This is a genomic window from Rhodospirillaceae bacterium (assembly GCA_018660465.1).
In the GTDB taxonomy this organism is placed as follows: Bacteria; Pseudomonadota; Alphaproteobacteria; order Rhodospirillales; family JABJKH01; genus JABJKH01.
In genome coordinates, this window is sequence record JABJKH010000069.1 from 1 (window position 1) to 17,595 (window position 17,595).

General features: G+C 52.3%; 14 protein-coding genes and 1 pseudogene. 8 read left to right on the forward strand and 7 right to left on the reverse strand.

Annotation, left to right across the window (positions count from 1 at the left end):
- Positions 1-148 precede the first annotated feature (148 nt).
- Both HOM51_10225 and HOM51_10230 read left to right on the forward strand, forming a co-directional pair.
- Positions 149-442, forward strand: a pseudogene (locus tag HOM51_10225) (RNA polymerase factor sigma-32).
- Positions 443-613: 171 nt separating this feature from the next.
- Complete coding sequence (locus tag HOM51_10230) at positions 614-1,204, forward strand: response regulator (GenBank protein MBT5034883.1); 591 nt, start codon at positions 614-616, stop codon at positions 1,202-1,204.
- Here HOM51_10230 and HOM51_10235 read toward each other — a convergent pair.
- The 6 genes from HOM51_10235 to HOM51_10260 form a co-directional block, all read right to left on the reverse strand.
- Positions 1,201-2,100 carry an NAD(P)-dependent oxidoreductase gene (locus HOM51_10235; GenBank protein ID MBT5034884.1) on the reverse strand — a complete coding sequence of 300 codons (900 nt, stop codon included), beginning with the start codon at positions 2,098-2,100 and terminating at the stop codon, positions 1,201-1,203. The two genes, HOM51_10230 and HOM51_10235, sit on opposite strands and share 4 nt — an antisense overlap.
- Before the next feature lie 7 nt (positions 2,101-2,107).
- A complete protein-coding gene (locus tag HOM51_10240; GenBank protein MBT5034885.1) occupies positions 2,108-4,489 on the reverse strand; it encodes a xanthine dehydrogenase family protein molybdopterin-binding subunit in 2,382 nt (793 codons plus the stop codon).
- The gene (locus HOM51_10245) at positions 4,489-4,974 is read right to left on the reverse strand and encodes a (2Fe-2S)-binding protein (GenBank protein MBT5034886.1); all 486 of its coding nucleotides are present in this window, start codon (positions 4,972-4,974) and stop codon (positions 4,489-4,491) included. The genes HOM51_10240 and HOM51_10245 overlap by 1 nt, the downstream gene beginning before the upstream one ends.
- A 13-nt stretch (positions 4,975-4,987) precedes the next feature.
- Positions 4,988-5,842 (reverse strand): xanthine dehydrogenase family protein subunit M, encoded by an 855-nt coding sequence (locus tag HOM51_10250; protein ID MBT5034887.1) that lies wholly within the window; start codon positions 5,840-5,842, stop codon positions 4,988-4,990.
- 15 nt (positions 5,843-5,857) lie between these two features.
- Positions 5,858-8,449 carry a hypothetical protein gene (locus HOM51_10255; GenBank protein MBT5034888.1) on the reverse strand — a complete coding sequence of 864 codons (2,592 nt, stop codon included), beginning with the start codon at positions 8,447-8,449 and terminating at the stop codon, positions 5,858-5,860.
- 86 nt (positions 8,450-8,535) lie between these two features.
- A complete protein-coding gene (locus HOM51_10260; protein ID MBT5034889.1) occupies positions 8,536-9,315 on the reverse strand; it encodes an SDR family oxidoreductase in 780 nt (259 codons plus the stop codon).
- A 142-nt stretch (positions 9,316-9,457) separates the two neighbouring features.
- Here HOM51_10260 and HOM51_10265 point away from each other — a divergent pair, with 142 nt between their 5' ends.
- The 3 genes from HOM51_10265 to hisD are packed head-to-tail and all read left to right on the forward strand — an operon-like array spanning position 9,458 to position 13,000.
- Positions 9,458-10,426 carry a cyclase family protein gene (locus HOM51_10265; GenBank protein ID MBT5034890.1) on the forward strand — a complete coding sequence of 323 codons (969 nt, stop codon included), beginning with the start codon at positions 9,458-9,460 and terminating at the stop codon, positions 10,424-10,426.
- 10 nt (positions 10,427-10,436) lie between these two features.
- Positions 10,437-11,645, forward strand: coding sequence for an MFS transporter (locus HOM51_10270; GenBank protein ID MBT5034891.1), 1,209 nt, complete (start codon positions 10,437-10,439; stop codon positions 11,643-11,645).
- Positions 11,646-11,701: 56 nt separating this feature from the next.
- Entirely contained in the window at positions 11,702-13,000 is a 1,299-nt protein-coding gene (hisD, locus tag HOM51_10275; protein MBT5034892.1) for a histidinol dehydrogenase, read from the forward strand.
- Between the two features lie 34 nt (positions 13,001-13,034).
- On the opposite strand, the gene HOM51_10280 is transcribed toward hisD, so the two are convergent.
- Positions 13,035-14,180: an amidase gene (locus tag HOM51_10280; GenBank protein MBT5034893.1), complete on the reverse strand. Its 1,146-nt coding sequence runs from the start codon at positions 14,178-14,180 to the stop codon at positions 13,035-13,037.
- 145 nt (positions 14,181-14,325) lie between these two features.
- Here HOM51_10280 and HOM51_10285 point away from each other — a divergent pair, with 145 nt between their 5' ends.
- The 3 genes from HOM51_10285 (at position 14,326) to HOM51_10295 (ending at position 17,588) form a co-directional block, all read left to right on the forward strand.
- Positions 14,326-15,177, forward strand: coding sequence for a phytanoyl-CoA dioxygenase family protein (locus tag HOM51_10285; protein MBT5034894.1), 852 nt, complete (start codon positions 14,326-14,328; stop codon positions 15,175-15,177).
- Between the two features lie 107 nt (positions 15,178-15,284).
- Positions 15,285-16,619: an amidohydrolase family protein gene (locus tag HOM51_10290; GenBank protein MBT5034895.1), complete on the forward strand. Its 1,335-nt coding sequence runs from the start codon at positions 15,285-15,287 to the stop codon at positions 16,617-16,619.
- 3 nt (positions 16,620-16,622) lie between these two features.
- Positions 16,623-17,588 (forward strand): hydroxyacid dehydrogenase, encoded by a 966-nt coding sequence (locus HOM51_10295; GenBank protein ID MBT5034896.1) that lies wholly within the window; start codon positions 16,623-16,625, stop codon positions 17,586-17,588.
- Positions 17,589-17,595 lie beyond the last annotated feature (7 nt).

Genomic DNA, 17,595 nt, shown 5'->3' on the forward strand with positions numbered 1-17,595 from the left:
GCGGGAAAGGATCAAACTGAAAACAATGGAACACCGGCGCTTGCAATACCGCAAATACGCCGCTTAATATCTTGAACCAGATGAGCCAGATCCTCCTTTAGATCAGGCCGGTGATTGTTCCAATTTATATGACGACGGACATGACACAGAATGGCAGGACCGTTTGGAAGATCAGGGTTCAGACCAGGAAGAACTTTTAGGCGCAGAAGAAGAGATGGAACAGCGCCGGGACCTCTTGAAGCATGCGATGACCTCTCTGGACCAGCGCGAGCAAGCAATTCTGACTGAACGCCGACTAAAGGATAAAAGGTCGAAGTTAGAGGAATTGGCTAAAATTCACGGCATTTCTCGCGAACGGGTTCGCCAAATAGAAATGCGCGCCTTCGCTAAAATTCAAAAGTTTGTAAAAAATCAGGTTATCGAACAACGAATAGCAGCCTGATATACCCAAAATTACAATTCGAGTTAAGAAGGACGGGGGGTGCATTTATGCAGCCCCCGTTTTTTTGCGTTTTCAAATAGATAATAGTCGCATTATGATGTAATTGCGTTAGGTAAGTTATTATTAGGGGCTTCATTGTTTTTTGTGAATTAAGCTAAGAAGCGGGTTTAAATGACGGATTATAATCTTGAGCGATTAAATATTCTTATTATTGACGATAACAAGCATATGCGCGCGCTGATCAAGAGTATTTTGAACGCGTTGGGGGTGCGTAATGTTTTGGAGGCCTCCGACGGGGCTGATGCCTTTAAGGAACTCAGGCACTTTCCAGCCGATATAATCATCTGTGATTGGGCTATGGACCCCCTGGACGGGATCGACTTTACCCGCATGGTGCGCACGGCCAGCGACAGTTCTAATCCCTTCATCCCAATCATAATGTTGACCGGTTATACGGAGATGATGCGCGTTGTCGATGCGCGGGATTCAGGAGTGACAGAATTTTTAGCCAAACCGGTATCTGCAACTAAGCTGTATGGACGTGTGAAATCAATTATTGAACACCCACGGCCATTCGTGAAAACCACGGGTATGAATGCATATTTCGGTCCGACGCGGCGGCGTGATAGAAGGACCTCCTATAAGGGTTCGGAAAGGCGATCCAAGGCGGCGACCGTTGTTCCAGGTGATCCTTTTGGTCATTTGCTTAGCAGCGATGATTCGATGTCACCGGATGCCGTCGAAGAGATGTTGCGGTCTTAGCCATCTTTTTCCCTAACCCGAATTCCAGCCCACTCTTCCATTACCTTAATCATCGTTGTAGAAGGCTCGTCGCCCAGTCCCTTAAGCACGCCAATGGTAAAATAGTTTTTAACGACACTGCCCGCTAGCGCAGGCATGCCAAGCGCTTCGGCTTGGTCCATGTAAAGTGATACATCCTTCAGCAGCAACTTGGTCGCCATATTGGCCGACGATCCTTCCTTAATGAGTTTGGGAAACTTAATTTCCGAGGCCCAAGAGCGGGCCGCACCCGCATTCATCACATCAAGCATTTGTGCAGGGTCGAGACCTGTTAGCTTGCCGACGGTCAGTACCTCCGCCAATGCCATGGCGATCGTCGCTGACACGTAGTTATTTGAACATTTCATGGTTTGCCCAAGCCCCTGCGCTTCGCCTAGGAAAAAGTACGACCCTAATACGTCCAGAATTGGCTGCAGCCTATCAGCGGTTTCTTTTTGACCAGAGACCATCAGCGACAACGATCCCTCGTTCGCACCCTTCATGCCGCCGCTGACGGGGCAATCGATGCAGGTTATGTTGTGCGTCTCTAGACCTTCAGCAACTTCGATTGCGACGACCGGGCCGGTGGTCGAAAGATCTACGTAGGTTTTTATTATTTTGCCTTGGTGAAGGCCTTTATCACCAAGCGCGACATCCTTAACGATGGCGGGCATGGGCAGGCTGACCAGTACCGTCTCTACAAGATCAGCAACGTGGGCGGGATTGTCGGCAACCGTTGCACCTCGGTCTTGGAATGGTTTCGTCCGACTAGGGTCAATGTCATAAACCACCAACCCATAGCCCGCATCCATCAACCGCCCCGCCATCGGCGTGCCAATCATCCCAACGCCAATAAAACCGAGAGTTTCTTTCGTCATGAGATTTTTAAACTTTCCCCAAAGCCCGCAACACCATCTCCGGCGTAATCGGTTGATCCGTGACCCTCGCATTTAGAGGGGAGAGGGCATCGTTTACAGCGTTTAGGATTGCCGCCGGGGCACCGCCGGTACCGGCTTCACCGACGCCCTTGGCCCCCAGTTCGGATGTGCCGGTCGGAGATTCCACATGGCCGACGACGATGTCCGGCATTTCAACCGCCATGGGGACCAGATAGTCGGCCATTGTTGCGTTTAACAACTGTCCATCTTCTGAGTACTGACAGTGCTCAAAAAGCACACCACCGATGCCCTGAACCACGCCGCCGCGGACTTGTTCGTCAACCAGTTGTGGGTTGATAACCCGGCCACAATCTTCGACCACGAAATGTTTCAGTAGCTTGATAAATCCAGTGTCGGTATCGACTTCCACATAGGCACCTTGAATGCCATTGGTCAGCACGAACGGAAATTCAGTTACTCGGAAATGGCGGGTGACGACGAATTCGGGATTAACATCATTGGGAATTTCATGGGTGCGAAATTGGACCATGGTGGCCAGTTCTTCAAGCCCCATGCGTTCGGTTTCACTTTCTTTATCAACGACAATACCGTTGATCATATCGAGCGCATCAGCGTCAGATTGCAGGACAGAGGCTGCAACTGTGAGGACATTCTCCTTTAGCGCCTTACCCGCTTGTAGGGCCGCCTCGCCGCCGATGCCAGCCCCGCGAGAAGCCCAGGTGCCGCCCCCATAGGCGGACGTATCGGTATCACCTGTCAGCACGCGCACGTCTTCCATCGGCACACCGACAGCCGTCGCCACCACTTGGGCAATGATTGTTTCGGTGCCTTGGCCTTGTTCTGTGACACCGATGGTGCAGGTGACTTTGCCAGTCGGTTCAATCCGAAGGGTGCAGCCATCCATGGCCGAAACTTTGGCACCGCCGATGCCGTAGAACATAGGACTGGGGTTGGTGACTTCAATAAAGCTGGCGAGGCCGATGCCCCGGTAGACGCCTTCACTCCGAAGCTTTTCTTGCTCGTCGCGCTTGGTGTCGTAGTCCATCATCTTCAGCAGCTTCTCAAGGCACTCCTGATGAGACAATTTTTCCAGCGGCAGCCCTGACGGAATTTTGGTCGGATAGCCGTCATCAGGGAGCAGGTTCAAGCGACGGAACTCAACCGGGGTCAGCCCCGCCTTCTCTGCCGCCAAATCTGCCATTGCTTCGCCAACAGCTGTCGCAATTGGATGGCCGACGGCGCGGTACTGGCACATCATGTTTTTGTTCTGAAAGACCACGTCGCCGACGGCCTTGTAGTTAGGGATTAGATACTGCCCGCCGGTGAGGTTCAGAACTTGGTTGAGTTCGATGGCGCTGGAACGGGGATACATGGAATAAGGCCCGATACCGGTCAGGTCGTCGATTTCAAAGGCAACGATCCGGCCATCGGCATCCAGCCCTACTTTCGCCTTAACCCGATGGTCGCGGGCGTGGATATCGGCTGAAAAACTCTCTAATCGATCGGCGATAAATTTCACGGGTCGGCCGAGAAATTTGCTCAACATCAGGGTCGCGACCTCGTCTCCATAGGTATGGATTTTGATGCCGAATGAACCGCCAACGTCTGGGCTGATGACACGGATAGAAGTTTCCGGAATATCCAGAATATTCGCCCACACGGCCTGGAAGAAATGCGGCCCCTGGCCAGAATGGTGGACCGTCATGCGTTCGTCGATCGGGTCATAATCAGCAAGGATAGCCCTCGGTTCCACCGTTACGCCTGTATGGCGGCCAAATTGAAAGGTTTCTTCCACCACGTGGACGGCATCAGCAAATGCCTTGTCCACGTCGCCCGATATGACTTCCCGGTGCCAAGCGTGGTTATCGCCCAGGTCCGCATGAATGACAGGGGTATCGGCATCTAATGCTGTCTCCATATCGGTGACGGCGGGGAGTTCCTTCCAATCGATCACGACCAAGGCGGCAGCGTCTTCGGCAATGGCCCGGCTGGTGGCAGCGATGGCGACAACCGGCTCGCCCTGCCACCTGGCGCGGCCATGAGCCAACGGCATTTGCGGGGGCGATCTCAGACCTTCAAGATGAACAAGCACGCCAACAACGGGTTTGCAGACACCCTCCAAATCATCGCCGGTAATGATCGAAACGACACCGGGCAAGGCCTTGGCTTCAGAAACATCGATGCTCAGAATTTCGGCATGAGCATAAGGGCTACGAACCATCGCCGCGTGTAGCATCCGGGGCAGCTTGATATCGTCCACAAAGTTCCCGCGACCTGCTAGATGGCGTTTTGCATTAGGCCGGGTGGGGGAGCGTCCAACATAGCTATTGGGTCGGTCAAAGAAGGAGACGGGGGAAGGATCAGCCATTATTTGGATCCCCCGCAATTATCGGCGCGCGCGCGAGCAATTTTTTCGACTGCATCGACAATCGCTTCGTAGCCGGTGCAGCGGCAATAATTTCCAGACAGGAATTCGCGAATTCCTTCGCGGTCAGGGGTACCATCGGTCTTTAAGTATTCAGCAGATGCCAGCAGCATTCCCGGCGTACAAAATCCGCATTGCAGGGCATTCCTCTGCAAAAAGGCGTCTTGCAAGTCGCTGATTTCACCAGAGTCATGGAGGCCCTCGATGGTTACCACATCAGCACCTTCGGCCTGGACCGCCAGCATTAGACAGCCCCGTACGATAACGCCGTCAACGCGGATGGTGCAGGCGCCGCAGACACCATGTTCACAGCCGACGTGACTGCCGGTTAGGTCAAGTTCACCCCGCAGAAAGTCGACCAGATTGGTTCGCGCCGACACACGCGCTGAAACCTGCTCGCCGTTGACCGTTAGAGAGATATCAATCAGTTGATCCATAAGACTATTCCGTTAATTGGTTAAGAGCGCGGCCTAAAATAACCCGCGCTAAATGGCTTTTGAATTCGGCGCTTCCATGCAAGTCCGACGAGGGATCAAGATCGCCATTCAAGGCTTCTTGTGCACGAGTGAGCGTCTCATCTGTGAGACTTTGGCCCTCCAGCGCTTGGGCTGCGTTGGTCGCTAAAATCGCCTTGTCGCCGACACCGAAATAAACGATGCGGAGGGCACCAAGGGTTCCGCCAGTGACAGGGCCATGGATTGCCACGCCAACCAAAGCGTAATCCCCATGTCGGCGGGCTAATTCATTAAATGCAGAACGGGACTCAGATGCGGGGAGCGGAAAATGCACGGCTGTTAAAAGCTCATCCGCCTGACGTTCGGTTTCGAAGAGGCCATGAAAAAAATTGTCGGCAGCGATACGCCGGATGCCGCCGGGGCCTTGAACTTCAAATTCAGCATCTAGTGCAACCGCGCAGGCAGGCATTTCAGCCGCAGGGTCCGCCAAGGAGATGCTGCCGCCCAGGGTTCCCCGATTGCGAATGGCGGCATGACCGACATGGCCAATTGCCATCTTGAGCAAGGGCAGATGCTGGGCGACGATTTCCGAATTTTCTACTTCCGCATGTCGGGTTAACGCACCGATTCGAATGCTGCCGTCTTCTTGGCTAATGCCAGAGAGTTCCTCAATCGAATTGATATCGATCAGGGCTTCGGGGGCCAGAAGACGCAAGTTCATCATTGCCATCAGGCTTTGACCGCCAGCAAGAATCTGGGCGTCGTCGCCGTGTTCTTCCAGTAACGCAAGGGCGTTGCTGACAGAATCCGCGCGGTAGTAATTAAAGGGGGACGGTTTCACTTTTCAATCCTTCTTTCAGCGCGCCTTTCGAGGGCGTTTTTTACGACGGGTCGTTGAATACTTCATGCGCATTAGCATGATATCAGCAGTCGAGACATAACGAAATATCATCTGATCACCGGATGAATAGAGCCGAATTACCCCGGCACCGTCGGCAGGCAGGATCGACCGCAGATCATCTGTTTTACGGACTTCCAGAATAACGTCCCTGCCCATGGCAGGATTGGCAACACGCCATCGAACGGTCGGATTATTTTCCGCAGGGGCACCAATCCGATGCATCAAAATTTTAGGATATTCGGTCGGCGGGCCGTATTTTTTTTCAAAGTAATTAATAAGTTTATCAAATGTATCTGTGGGAAAATTTATATGAATTTGGCTCGCTTTTCCACCGTCATAACGGATCATGGCCATGTCGTCGCCCATAAGGGAGAGGGGACTTTTGAGAGTTTTTCTAATAGGGTCCGGCCATACGACACGTTCCAGGCAAAACAATATATTTTGTTCGGTTTTTTCAACGCATTTATTATCCTCGACTAATTCAATGTTTAATTCTTGGCCTAAATTATTTGCCGTACCTACGACAAGATTAACGTTTTGGGAAATCGAAATGGCTTGAATAGGCGGGGGCGGTTCTGGAAGGGGCAAGTTCGCATAGGAAGCACTATTTTCTGGAGATCCATTCTCCGGAAATTCGTTCACCGAAGTTTGGTTCTCCGAAGGATTTTCTTCAGGAGGTTTTTTCTCGGGAGGTTGAACCTCTGGAGTTTCAACTTTCACCGTTGGATTAACCTTAGCCGTTTCCGTTTTAGGTCGGTCTTTAAGATTCTTATTCCATCTGCGTTTGAAGTAGTGACCAATTTTTGCGAAGACGCTTTGCTTGGTTTCGGACTGCTCAGAGGGGGGCGTTATCGACTCGGCCTCTTCAGATGTTTCTTTCTTAAAATTTTTCTTAGGCTCTTTTGGGGAAGAACCCTCAGGTATTTGTTTTGGCTCGGGAGTGGGCTCTGAAGTCGATTTAGAATCTAGGGGTATCCGGTTTTTTTGCCGAGCAGCAACTTGCCTGCGTTGTTCGACCTTTTGTTTGAATTCAGCCGCCGCTTGTTCTTGCTCAGCTACGGGATCAATTTTTGGTTCCGGCGTTGGTTTGGATTCTGTTTTAGCGGGGGGCGCTAATTCTGCTTCGGCGCGTTGTTTTGCTGCTGCTGCCGCTTTCTCTTGTCGTACCTTTTGTTCTGCATCTTTTTGCTTGCGGGCTTTGGCAAAGGCACGGGCGCGGATTTCTACTTCATCATTTATGTTGTGATCGTTTGTTTTATGCTGGGGTTCATCGGAAGTCGTGCTCCGATTTGTTGCGACTTCTTCCTCAGCAGGAGCTTCCGAAGATCGATCTGATGATAAGGGTAAGCGTGGGTCCTTCGGCAAACCTTTTTTTGTGCCGTCCTTTTTGTCATCTGTGAAGGGGACCCACCCAGTCATGGAATCCCACGCGCTTGAGAAAAATCCTTTTTCTGGCTTTGCAGACGGTTCCTTTACGGCTTTAGGTGTAGTTTCCTTCGCTGTTTTAGCAGGCGCTTCCTTCACCGCCTTAGATACCGGTTCGGGGACCTTTTTTGGCAACGGCGCAGGCGTTACTTGGGTCGGACGGCTCGGTTGTGCTTGTTTCGTTTGGGGATCTTCTGGGGAGGCTTTTGGTGCGTCTTTATCTCCTGTAAACGGCACCCATCCGGTCATAGAATCCCACACATTGGAGATAAAACCACCGCTAGGTTTTGGAACGGCGGGAGCCGTCACAATGCCTTTTGCGGCTTTGGTTGTGGTGGTGACAGGCGAAGTCGGACTGGGAGCCGGCAACGGATCAGGTGTTCGGACAAGTGTGCCGTCATCAGTTGTAAGTGGCGGTGGTTCGGGCGGTGCTTTTATAGCGGTGCTTTCGACGGGAGCCGGTGCGGGCACTTGTGGAATTTTTGGTGGTGCTGGTATGGCCTGGGTCGATGGTGGGCTCAGAGCCGGTGCTGATGGTTTTGGTGCTATGGGTAAGGTAGGGGCCTTGATTGCGGGCGGAGAAAACCTAGGTGCGGCAATGCGAGGCTGGGTTGGTAATTGCGGTGCACTGATGACAGGTGGCCTAATAGCTGGCGCACTGATAACAGGTGGAGCGATCGCTGGCTGCGGCACAGGTTTGAAAACCGGAGCAGAAAATTGTGGGCCCGAAACAATTGGCGGCGCAATTTGGTTTGGCGGAGTTAGAGCCGGCAACGGTGCCACAGGGGGTGTCACGGGGGGCGGCAGGGGTATTTCCTCCTGCTTTGGCGCAGGGGTCTGATGGATGGCCAAAAGAAAATGCGCTACGTCAAAATGTCCCAAATCAACGGCCAGATCGACGGGCCGTACGCCCAGGGAATTTTCAGCACCGACATTGGCACCCTGACTGACCGCAGTACGAGCCGCTTCCAGGTCGTTTTCATTAATAGCTTTAAATAATTGACGCGTTGAACTGGACAGGCCTTCAGTCGTCGGGTCGTTTGCCTGCACATCCTGAGCAGCAACGACGACCAGCAAGGCCAGAACCAATGTGGCAAAACATCGAAAGAAAATTGCCGCCATAAATTCCTCTTACAAATACAAAGATAGTTGAAATGATTTTAACACGCTAAGCAGGATCTAATCCATAACCCTGAAGGGAAGCTCGATTATTTAGCCGTCCAACCCCCATCTACGACAAGGCTGGTGCCCGTCACCATAGCGGACGCAGGGCTCGCTAAATAGACGCACGCGCCCATGATGTCTTCGATATCTGCGATCCGATCAAGCAGGATTTGATCCATGACCGATTGTTTGAAGGCCTCGTTTTTAAAGAATTGTAGGGCCATAGGTGTATTAACAAACGTCGGCGCAATCGTGTTGACGCGAATGTTATAGTCTGCCAAATCACAGGCCATCGCCTTTGTCAGGCCCTCGACGCCGTGTTTGGTCATGCAATAGACCGTACGTATGGGGCCGCCGACATGGCCCATTTGTGACGACATATTGATAATCGAGCCGCCTTCGCCCTGATCCACCATCTTTTGGGCGACGACTTGGGCCGCCATGAACACGGCCTTGGTATTAACAGCGATCACCTTATCGACGTTTTCCTCAGGGATTTCCAGGAACGGCTGCGGAATGTTGGTGCCGGCGTTGTTGACCAGAACATCAATCCGCTCCAGACCGCCAATTTTTTCTCGAATTTGTTCGGTTGAGGTGACATCGCAGATCAGGGTTTCAGCCGATCCGCCAAGTTCTTCAATCTCTGCCTTGGTTTCGTCCAGGTCGCTTTGGGTGCGGCTGACACAGACCGTGTGTGCACCCGCTTGGGCCAGACCCATGGCGCAGCCCTTGCCGATCCCGCGCCCAGAGCCGGTGACAACAGCGACTTTTCCATCCAATCTAAAGGAGGGGGTTCTTAGAAGGTATTTTTTATCGTCGCTCATAATTTGTTTCATCCCGAAAAAAGGTGTGCCTTGAAAAATGTTGTGAACACCCTACTTTTATCCACCCGTCGCTTCAATATCAGGAAACCTTGAATTATGATGCGGCTCTGAATTTTTATGTAATACCGGGGAGGAAACTCACATGCCACAAAAACACGATGAAAATATGTTCGATATGGCCCATCTGCGGGCAACAGCAGAAAAGTGTAAGAACTGGGGGCGCTGGGGCCCTGATGATGAAATGGGAACGTTGAATTTCATCGGACCAGATCAAGTCAAGGCAGCGGCAGGTTTGGTCAAGAAGGGTAAGACGATCTCTCTTGGGCTCAATTTCGATAGGTTTGGTCCTCAGGCGGGGCTTTGGGGCAACCGATTTAACCCAATTCACACCATGCTGGCGACCGGCACGGATGCTGTGGCGGGTAATCAAGACGCAAACGGTATCCGCTATGCCGACGATATGGTGTCATTGCCGTTACAATGTGGCACCCAGTGGGATGCGTTGGGTCACATCTTTTATGACGACTACATGTGGAATGGTTACGATGCACGTTTGGTAGATTCAGACGGCGCGCAGAAGAACGGCATTGAAAAGGTTAAGCATAAAATGTTCGGCCGCGGCGTGTTGCTTGATGTTGCCCGGCATTGTGGCGTGGACTCCTTTGAAGATGGCACCGCGATCATGAATGCGGACCTCGACGCCACGGCTGAAGCACAAGGTGTTGAAATTAAGCAAGGTGATTTCGTTATTGTGCGTACGGGCCAGATGGAGCAACGGCTTCGTGATGAAGACTGGGGTGCCTATGCGGGCGGCAATGCACCGGGACTGGCGTTTGAGACCGCGGAATGGATTTTTGAAAAAGAGATCGCCGCGATCTGCACCGATACCTGGGGCTGTGAGGTTCGTCCAAATCAGACAAATGACGCACAGCAGCCGTGGCATTGGGTGGTGATCCCGATGATTGGCATTACCATGGGTGAGATATTTAATCTCAAGGAACTGGCCGACGATTGTGATGAAGACAAGGTTTACGAATTCTTGTTCACAGCACCACCGTTGCCGGTAACTAAAGCTGTGGGATCGCCAATTAATCCCATGGCCGTAAAGTAGGGTAAGTCCAATGAAATCGAAGGTGGGCTCGCTTGCGCTGCTCGCCTTCTGCGAAGTGGCGGTGATGGCGTTGTGGTTTTCCACAACCGCCGTCGTCCCGTCGCTGGTCGCTGAATTTTCCCTAAGTGATACTCAGGTCTCATTGTTCACCAGTGCCGTACAGGCGGGTTTTGTTGCTGGAACATTGACCAGTGCCATATTCGGCATGGCGGACCGTTTCGAACCGCGACACTTTTTCATGACGTGTGCGTTAGTCGCCGCGGCAGCCAATGCCTTGATCCTGATAACACCTCCCACTTCTTTTAGTGTTGTGCTGCTTCGGTTTGTCACCGGAGCCTGCATGGCAGGCGTTTATCCTGTGGGTATGAAAATGGCGGCAAGCTGGGCCAAAGGAGACCTTGGTTTGCTAACAGCGATTTTGGTGGGGGCAGTTACATTAGGCTCTGCATCACCACACTTGTTTAATGCCTTCGGTGGCGTTGATTGGCGATTTGCTATTCTGGTTTCGTCTGTTGTAGCGCTGAGTGCCGCTTTGTTGATCAATTTTGTTGGGCTCGGGAAACCTCTGGGTAAATCACCTAAATTTGAATCTCACTTTTTATTGAAGGCCTATCGAACGCCATCGCTCAGGCTCGCCAACTTTGGATACTTGGGTCATATGTGGGAACTCTATGCCATGTGGGCGTGGCTGGGGGTGTTTTTGGATGCCAGTTTCAGGATCAATTCAGCAGGATTTGATCCGGCGTTTGGTGCCCGGGCTGCGACATTTTTGACCATGGGTGTTGGTGGCGTGATTGGCTGTATTTTGGGTGGCGTTCTTGCCGACAAATACGGTCGTACGATTGTCACCATGGGGATGATGATGGCGAGCGGCACCTGTGCCCTGGTCGTCGGTTTTCTATTTGGCGCCTCTCCTTACCTACTGGTCGCCTTATGTTTCGTCTGGGGGATCACCATCATTGGGGATTCGGCGCAGTTCTCCGCCAGCATTGCAGAATTGTCCGAGCCGACCCTGGTCGGCACCATGTTGACAATTCAGGCGAGTGCGGGGTTCCTACTGACTCTGATTACGATCCATTTGATGCCAATATTGGTGGAGAATTTGGGATGGACCTATGCCTTTGCCGGGCTTGCCATTGGTCCAATTTTTGGGGTTTTGGCGATGGCACGGCTGCGTCGGCACCCAGATTCGATAAAATTGGCCGAAGGCCGCCGTTGACTGGCCGACAATGCGGCTTATAAAGCTTTGTTCCAAATAAATAAGGATTTTTAGACATGGCAAGATTTTTGAAACAAGGTCAGGGCACCCGTCCGACAGACGAAGCCGAACGCCAAGTGCGCCAGATCGTCGAAGGAATTATTGATGATGTGAAGGCGCGCGGTGATGACGCGGTTCGTGATTTGTCGGAAAAGTTCGACAAGTGGAGCCCGGAAAGTTTCAAGATGTCGGCAGAAGAGATTGACCGTGCGATTGCCGAACTGCCAAGTCAAACAATCGACGACATCAAATTTGCTCAGACACAAATTAGAAATTTTGCTCAAATTCAGCGCGACTCAATGCAAGACGTTGAAGTTGAAACAATGCCGGGCGTCATCCTCGGCCATAAGCACATTCCGGTTAACCGAGTCGGTTGTTACGTGCCGGGCGGGCGCTATCCGATGGTTGCCTCTGCCCACATGAGTGTCCTGACGGCTAAGGTCGCCGGGGTCAAAGAAGTGATCGCTTGTACACCGCCGACTGATGGCGGGGCGCATCCCGCCACCATCGCCGCGATGCACTTTGCCGGGGCCGATGAAATTTACCTTTTAGGAGGCGTTCAAGCTGTCGCAATGATGGCGCTTGGAACGGCCACGGTTGATTCTGTTGATATGGTGGTTGGACCTGGCAATTCTTATGTCGCGGAGGCTAAACGCCAATTGTATGGTGAAGTGGGCATTGATCTTCTTGCGGGACCGACAGAAGTTCTTGTGGTTGCCGATGAAACGGCGGACGCTGAAATGGTCGTCGTTGATATCTTGGGGCAGTCCGAACACGGGCCGACGTCGCCAGGAATTCTGATCACCACATCGGAAAAACTGGCCAACCAAATTCCGGACGAGATTGAGCGTCAGCTTAAGATCTTGCCAACAGCGGAGGTGGCGGGTGCCGCATGGCGCGACTACGGGCAAATTATTCTTGTTGATAGTATCGATGAAGCGGTCGTAGAAGCTGACAAAGTTGCCGCCGAACATATTGAAATTTTAACGGCAAACCCCCGCTATTTCCTTGATAACATGACCAACTATGGGGGCATGTTTATCGGGCCGGAGACCAATGTTGCCTATGGTGACAAGGTCATCGGGACAAATCACACCCTGCCCACGAAGGGAGCCGCCAACTACACTGGCGGGCTTTGGGTTGGTAAATTTTTGAAAACCGTGACTTATCAACAATGCACACCTGAGGGCAGTGCCGTGATCGGCGACTATTGTTCCAGGCTATGCGAGATTGAACGTTTCGATGGCCACAAGGAACAAGCCGATCTACGGCTTCGGCGGTATGCCGGGAAAAATGTGGGTATTGGGGCGAAGTAACGAGCGGCGGTTATAGCCCAGTAGTGGGTTTCTATTAAGCCCCTGTAATTTTACACGCCAAGGCGAGCAGCGTTTCATCGCTACCCGGACCACCCATGATGGAAATTCCGACAGGGCAATTGTCTACCGTGCAAAGCGGCAGGCTTATTTGCGGCAGGCCAGCCAGGCCAGCTGGTGCCGTGAGTGCTAGGGCTCTGCTGCGGAAGCTGTCGACGGTTTCCGGTGTGCTGTTCAGCAAGGGCGCGATGCCTGGGGCCGCCGGCAATACGACCACGTTATCGCCGATGAGATCGATAAGACCACTTGCGAATTCTTTGCGGAAGGCGCGGGCTTCCTCTGCTTGTTCCTCTGTAACATCGCGTGAGAATTCAAAGCGTTCTTTGACACCCGGGCCTAAATTCGGTTTGGTTTCCAAAATCCATTCACCATGGTTGATCCACGCTTCCCGAGATTGAATATAGCGGAACGGCATAACGATTGACGGGAGTCCATCTTTTGTTAGGCGCACGTTCTCAGAGGCCCCGACAATTCCCGCAATTTTTTCAGCTTGCTCCAAAAGCGCTCCCCGCGCGGCATCATCCGCCATTTCAAAGGCGTCGTCGGCAATCAGAACTTTGGACACAGATTTTTCTGCACCATAAGGATCCAATAGAATTTGGCCGACCCGGCGCAACAGGTCTGCATCTCGTGTAAACCAACCAATCGTGTCGTAGGACTGGGCCAGCGGCATGACATTGCCGATTTCAACTCGTCCGTGGCTCGGGCGAATGCCGAAAATGCCGCAATGGCTGGCGGGCACGCGGATTGATCCACCGGTGTCAGAACCTAAGGCAAAGTCCACAGCTTCACCGGCAACAGCAGATGCTGAGCCCGCCGACGAGCCGCCCGGAATGCGCCCGGGCGCATTGACGTTGACCGGCGTGCCGTAATGAATGTTTTCCCCGGCCATGCTGAAGGCCAGCTCGTCGGTAATGGTTTTGCCTTTAAGATAGGCGCCAGCCTCAATCAGTGCATCGAGGATTGGTGCCATTTTCACCGCAGGCTCGTGGGTCCGCGCCCAGTCCGGATTGCCGCAGCCGGTGATCTCGTTTTCTATATCAATGATATCCTTGGCGGCAAACGTCACTTCGTCCAGCGGTCCGTCTGCGGCACCGGGCAGAAACATTTCCATATCCGACATAAAGGCATTTAGGGGCTTGTTCACGGTCTTCGTACTCCAGTCATGTGATTTGGTTCGTACTATTGCGGTAACTTGCCTCAACTTCAATGTTGCAGGGTGTATAAAATTTTTATTAAATTGCTGCAGCGGTAATTCGGAGCGTTTTATGTCAAGCTTGAGCGAAGAACAAATTAACAGCTATCGATCGAACGGATATTCATATCCCTGTGACGCCTTGAGTCCTGAGGAAGTTGCTGCATATCGCCAAGGATTGGCGGAGATGGAAGATCACCTTGGTGGTCCGCTTATGAGCTTGGAGGGAAAATACCGCCACAACATGCACCTATTGTGCGGATGGATGGATGAACTCGTGCGGCATCCGGCAATCTTGGATACGGTTGAAAGCTTGTTGGGCCCGGATCTTGCTCTCTATACCAGTCGGTTCTTCATTAAAGAGGCAAATTCAGAAGGGTTTGCGGCATGGCATCAAGACTCAGCCTATTTCGGACTTCGGCCCCATGATCATGTTACCGCATGGGTCGCACTATCCGATGTGAGCATGGAAAGTGGGCCAATGGAATTCGCTAAGGGCAGTCATATTCGCGGCCAGTTGAATCAGAAAAGCAAAATGGTCGAAGGCAGCGTCAACACCGCAGGCCAAGTTATCGTTGAATGGTTCGATCAGACCCAAACCGAACTTGGTGTTCTAAAGCCCGGACAGTTTTCTTTGCATCATACCTGCTGCGTTCATCAATCGGGTGCGAACCGATCTGATGAACCGCGCATTGGCATTGCCTTGAGCTATATTCCGACCCGAACCCGGAATATTGGTTCGGTTCGCATGCCCGTGTCCTTGGTACGTGGGGAAGACACGTATGGGAATTTTGACCTCCAAACGCGGCCTAAAACAGATTTTGGTGCGGCTGAAACCCAGTGCCACGATTCATCATCTGAGCTTTATCTAAAGAATTTCTATGAACAGCTGGAATTACACGAGTCACAATTGCCAGTTGCTTAAATCTTAATATTAGAACGTTTTCACATTGACCCGTCTGGGGCTGACGTTTAGTTTTTGAACCTCAGTTTCAAACCGTGCAACGACAATAATTATTTGGGAATTTATCCATGGCAAGACCGACGAATAAAGTAACAGCGATCAAGGGCGGACGGCTGATTGACGGAAACGGCGGACGTGTGGTTAAGGACCCTGTCATCGTTATCAAAGGTGACCGTATTCAGGCCATAGGCACGGCCAAGGACGTCAAAATCCCGAAGAACGCTGAAATCGTCGATGCTCGTAAGCATACCCTGATGCCGGGGATGATGGACAATCACCTGCACCTTTGCATGTTCAACTGCCTGACATTTAAGAATTACCGTGTCGCGCAGTGGGAAGTAACACCTGAACTTCAGCAGCTTTATGCATTGTTTCATGGTCAACTCTGCCTCGATATGGGTTTCACAACGTTGCGCGACATGGGTTTCCTGACCTCGCGCGGGTTGGTGACAAACGAAATGTGCGCTGTTCGGGATGCGATTGATGTCGGGATTTTCCGTGGGCCTAGGCTGGTCATCGGCGCGTTTACAGTTGGTACAGGCTCGCACTTGGATTTGATTAACCCCCGTGCCGCACAGCGTATGGGTTTCGTTACCGCTGACGGGCCAGATGAACTTCGCAAATTGGCCCGTACTAACCTGTTGCAAGGCGCAGACGTCATCAAGACCTGTGCGTCTGGTGGTGGCGGAACGGACAAAGAAGAGCCAGGTGTGCGTAATCACACGCCGGAAGAACTGTTTGCGATTGCTGACGAAGCGCACATGAACCACAAAAAATGCGCCGTTCATGCCTTTACGCCAGAAGCTCAGCGTGCCGCCATTGATGCGGGTGCGGACACTCTGGAACACATCGTGTTTCACACAGATGAAATGATTGCTGAAATTGCTGAGAAAAAAATTCCCATCACGCCGACCCTGGCGCACCGCACAGACCACGCCATCGACATCCGGCGCGACATGGGCACGCCTCGGTTCATCTTGAATAAGATGAAGGAAATTCAGCCATTCTGTTATGAATCCTTCCAGAAATATTACGAAGCCGGCGCGTTGATCGCGATGGGCACCGACATGGGGTATGAGCCGGAAATGGGCCAGATGGCGTTTGAATTGGAAGTCTATGTCGATCTCGGTATGAAACCCATGCACGCCATTCAGACAGCGACCAAGAACGCCGCGATTGGTCTCGGCCTTGAAGACGATCTTGGGACTCTTGAAAAAGGGAAGATCGCCGACATCGTCGTTGTCGATGGTGACCCGAGCCGGAACATCAAAGTTCTTCAGGACAAAAAGAAAATCGCCATGGTGTTTAAGGATGGTGAGAAAATGGTCGACCGCCGCCCCGGCCAAAATCTGAACGTTGTTCAGATGGAAATGGGCTCCTGGGTTAAACTGGATGATCAGTAGACCTTGAAAAAAGTCCTCGTCCTCGGAAAAATTGTCGATGCCGGCCTGGAAATTCTCCGGGCCGCATCTGATGTTGAATATATCGAATTGCCGCAGCACGCGCCGGATTTGATGGAGCATGTGCCAGACGCAGACGCGATCATTGTTCGCATGACGGCGATCACAGAGGACGTGGTAGCCGCCGCCCCCAACCTGAAAATCGTCGCCCGCCATGGCGTCGGCTATGAAAGAATAGATGTGCCAGCTCTAACCGCGAAGGGCATTCCTTTAGCCCTAGTCGGCAACGTAAATGCCCTCGCCGTGGCAGAGCATACCTTGGCGATGATGCTGACCGTGGCAAAGAAATTTCTGCCCTATGATAAAGCGACCCGGACGGGAAACTTTGGCATTAGCGATTCATTCTCTGCCACTGAACTCAGCGGAAAGACGATCTTGCTCGCTGGCTTCGGGCGCATTGGACAGGAAGTGGCGCAGCGCTGTAAGGCGTTCGGCATGGATGTGTTGATCGCCGATCCGTTCGTGCAGGCGGCTGACGTGGAAGCCGCAGGGTACCGCTTCACTGGCGATTTCAAGGCGGCGTTGCCGGAAGTCGATTGGGTTTCCATCCACATCCCTAAAACGCCTGAGACGGAAAATTTCATAGCTGCGCCGGAAATGGCCGCAATGAAAGAAGGAGCCTATTTGGTCAACGTATCGAGGGGCGGTATGGTTGATGAGGCGGCTTTATATGAAGCCCTTAAAAGCGGGCATCTTCGGGGGGCTGCCCTGGATGTGTTTGAGCCTGAACCCCCAGGGGTGGACAATCCGCTTTTCGAGTTAGATAATTTTCTAGCATCACCTCATTGTGGCGCGTTTACCGAAGAATGCGCCCAACGAATGTCGAGCGCATGTGCGCACAATGTCTTGGCTGCGTTTGCGGGGAATCTTGACCCCGCGGTCGTGGTTAACAAAGAAGTCTTGGAAAACTGAGAGGAAT

Coding starts and splice junctions, on each gene's coding strand:
- HOM51_10270 (MBT5034891.1), top strand. CDS start 10,437: ATGAAATCGAAGGTGGGCTCGCTTGCGCTGCTCGCCTTCTGCGAAGTG.
- HOM51_10280 (MBT5034893.1), bottom strand. CDS start 14,180: ATGTCGGATATGGAAATGTTTCTGCCCGGTGCCGCAGACGGACCGCTG.
- HOM51_10265 (MBT5034890.1), top strand. CDS start 9,458: ATGCCACAAAAACACGATGAAAATATGTTCGATATGGCCCATCTGCGG.
- HOM51_10255 (MBT5034888.1), bottom strand. CDS start 8,449: ATGGCGGCAATTTTCTTTCGATGTTTTGCCACATTGGTTCTGGCCTTG.
- HOM51_10260 (MBT5034889.1), bottom strand. CDS start 9,315: ATGAGCGACGATAAAAAATACCTTCTAAGAACCCCCTCCTTTAGATTG.
- hisD (MBT5034892.1), top strand. CDS start 11,702: ATGGCAAGATTTTTGAAACAAGGTCAGGGCACCCGTCCGACAGACGAA.
- HOM51_10290 (MBT5034895.1), top strand. CDS start 15,285: ATGGCAAGACCGACGAATAAAGTAACAGCGATCAAGGGCGGACGGCTG.
- HOM51_10285 (MBT5034894.1), top strand. CDS start 14,326: ATGTCAAGCTTGAGCGAAGAACAAATTAACAGCTATCGATCGAACGGA.
- HOM51_10235 (MBT5034884.1), bottom strand. CDS start 2,100: ATGACGAAAGAAACTCTCGGTTTTATTGGCGTTGGGATGATTGGCACG.
- HOM51_10240 (MBT5034885.1), bottom strand. CDS start 4,489: ATGGCTGATCCTTCCCCCGTCTCCTTCTTTGACCGACCCAATAGCTAT.
- HOM51_10230 (MBT5034883.1), top strand. CDS start 614: ATGACGGATTATAATCTTGAGCGATTAAATATTCTTATTATTGACGAT.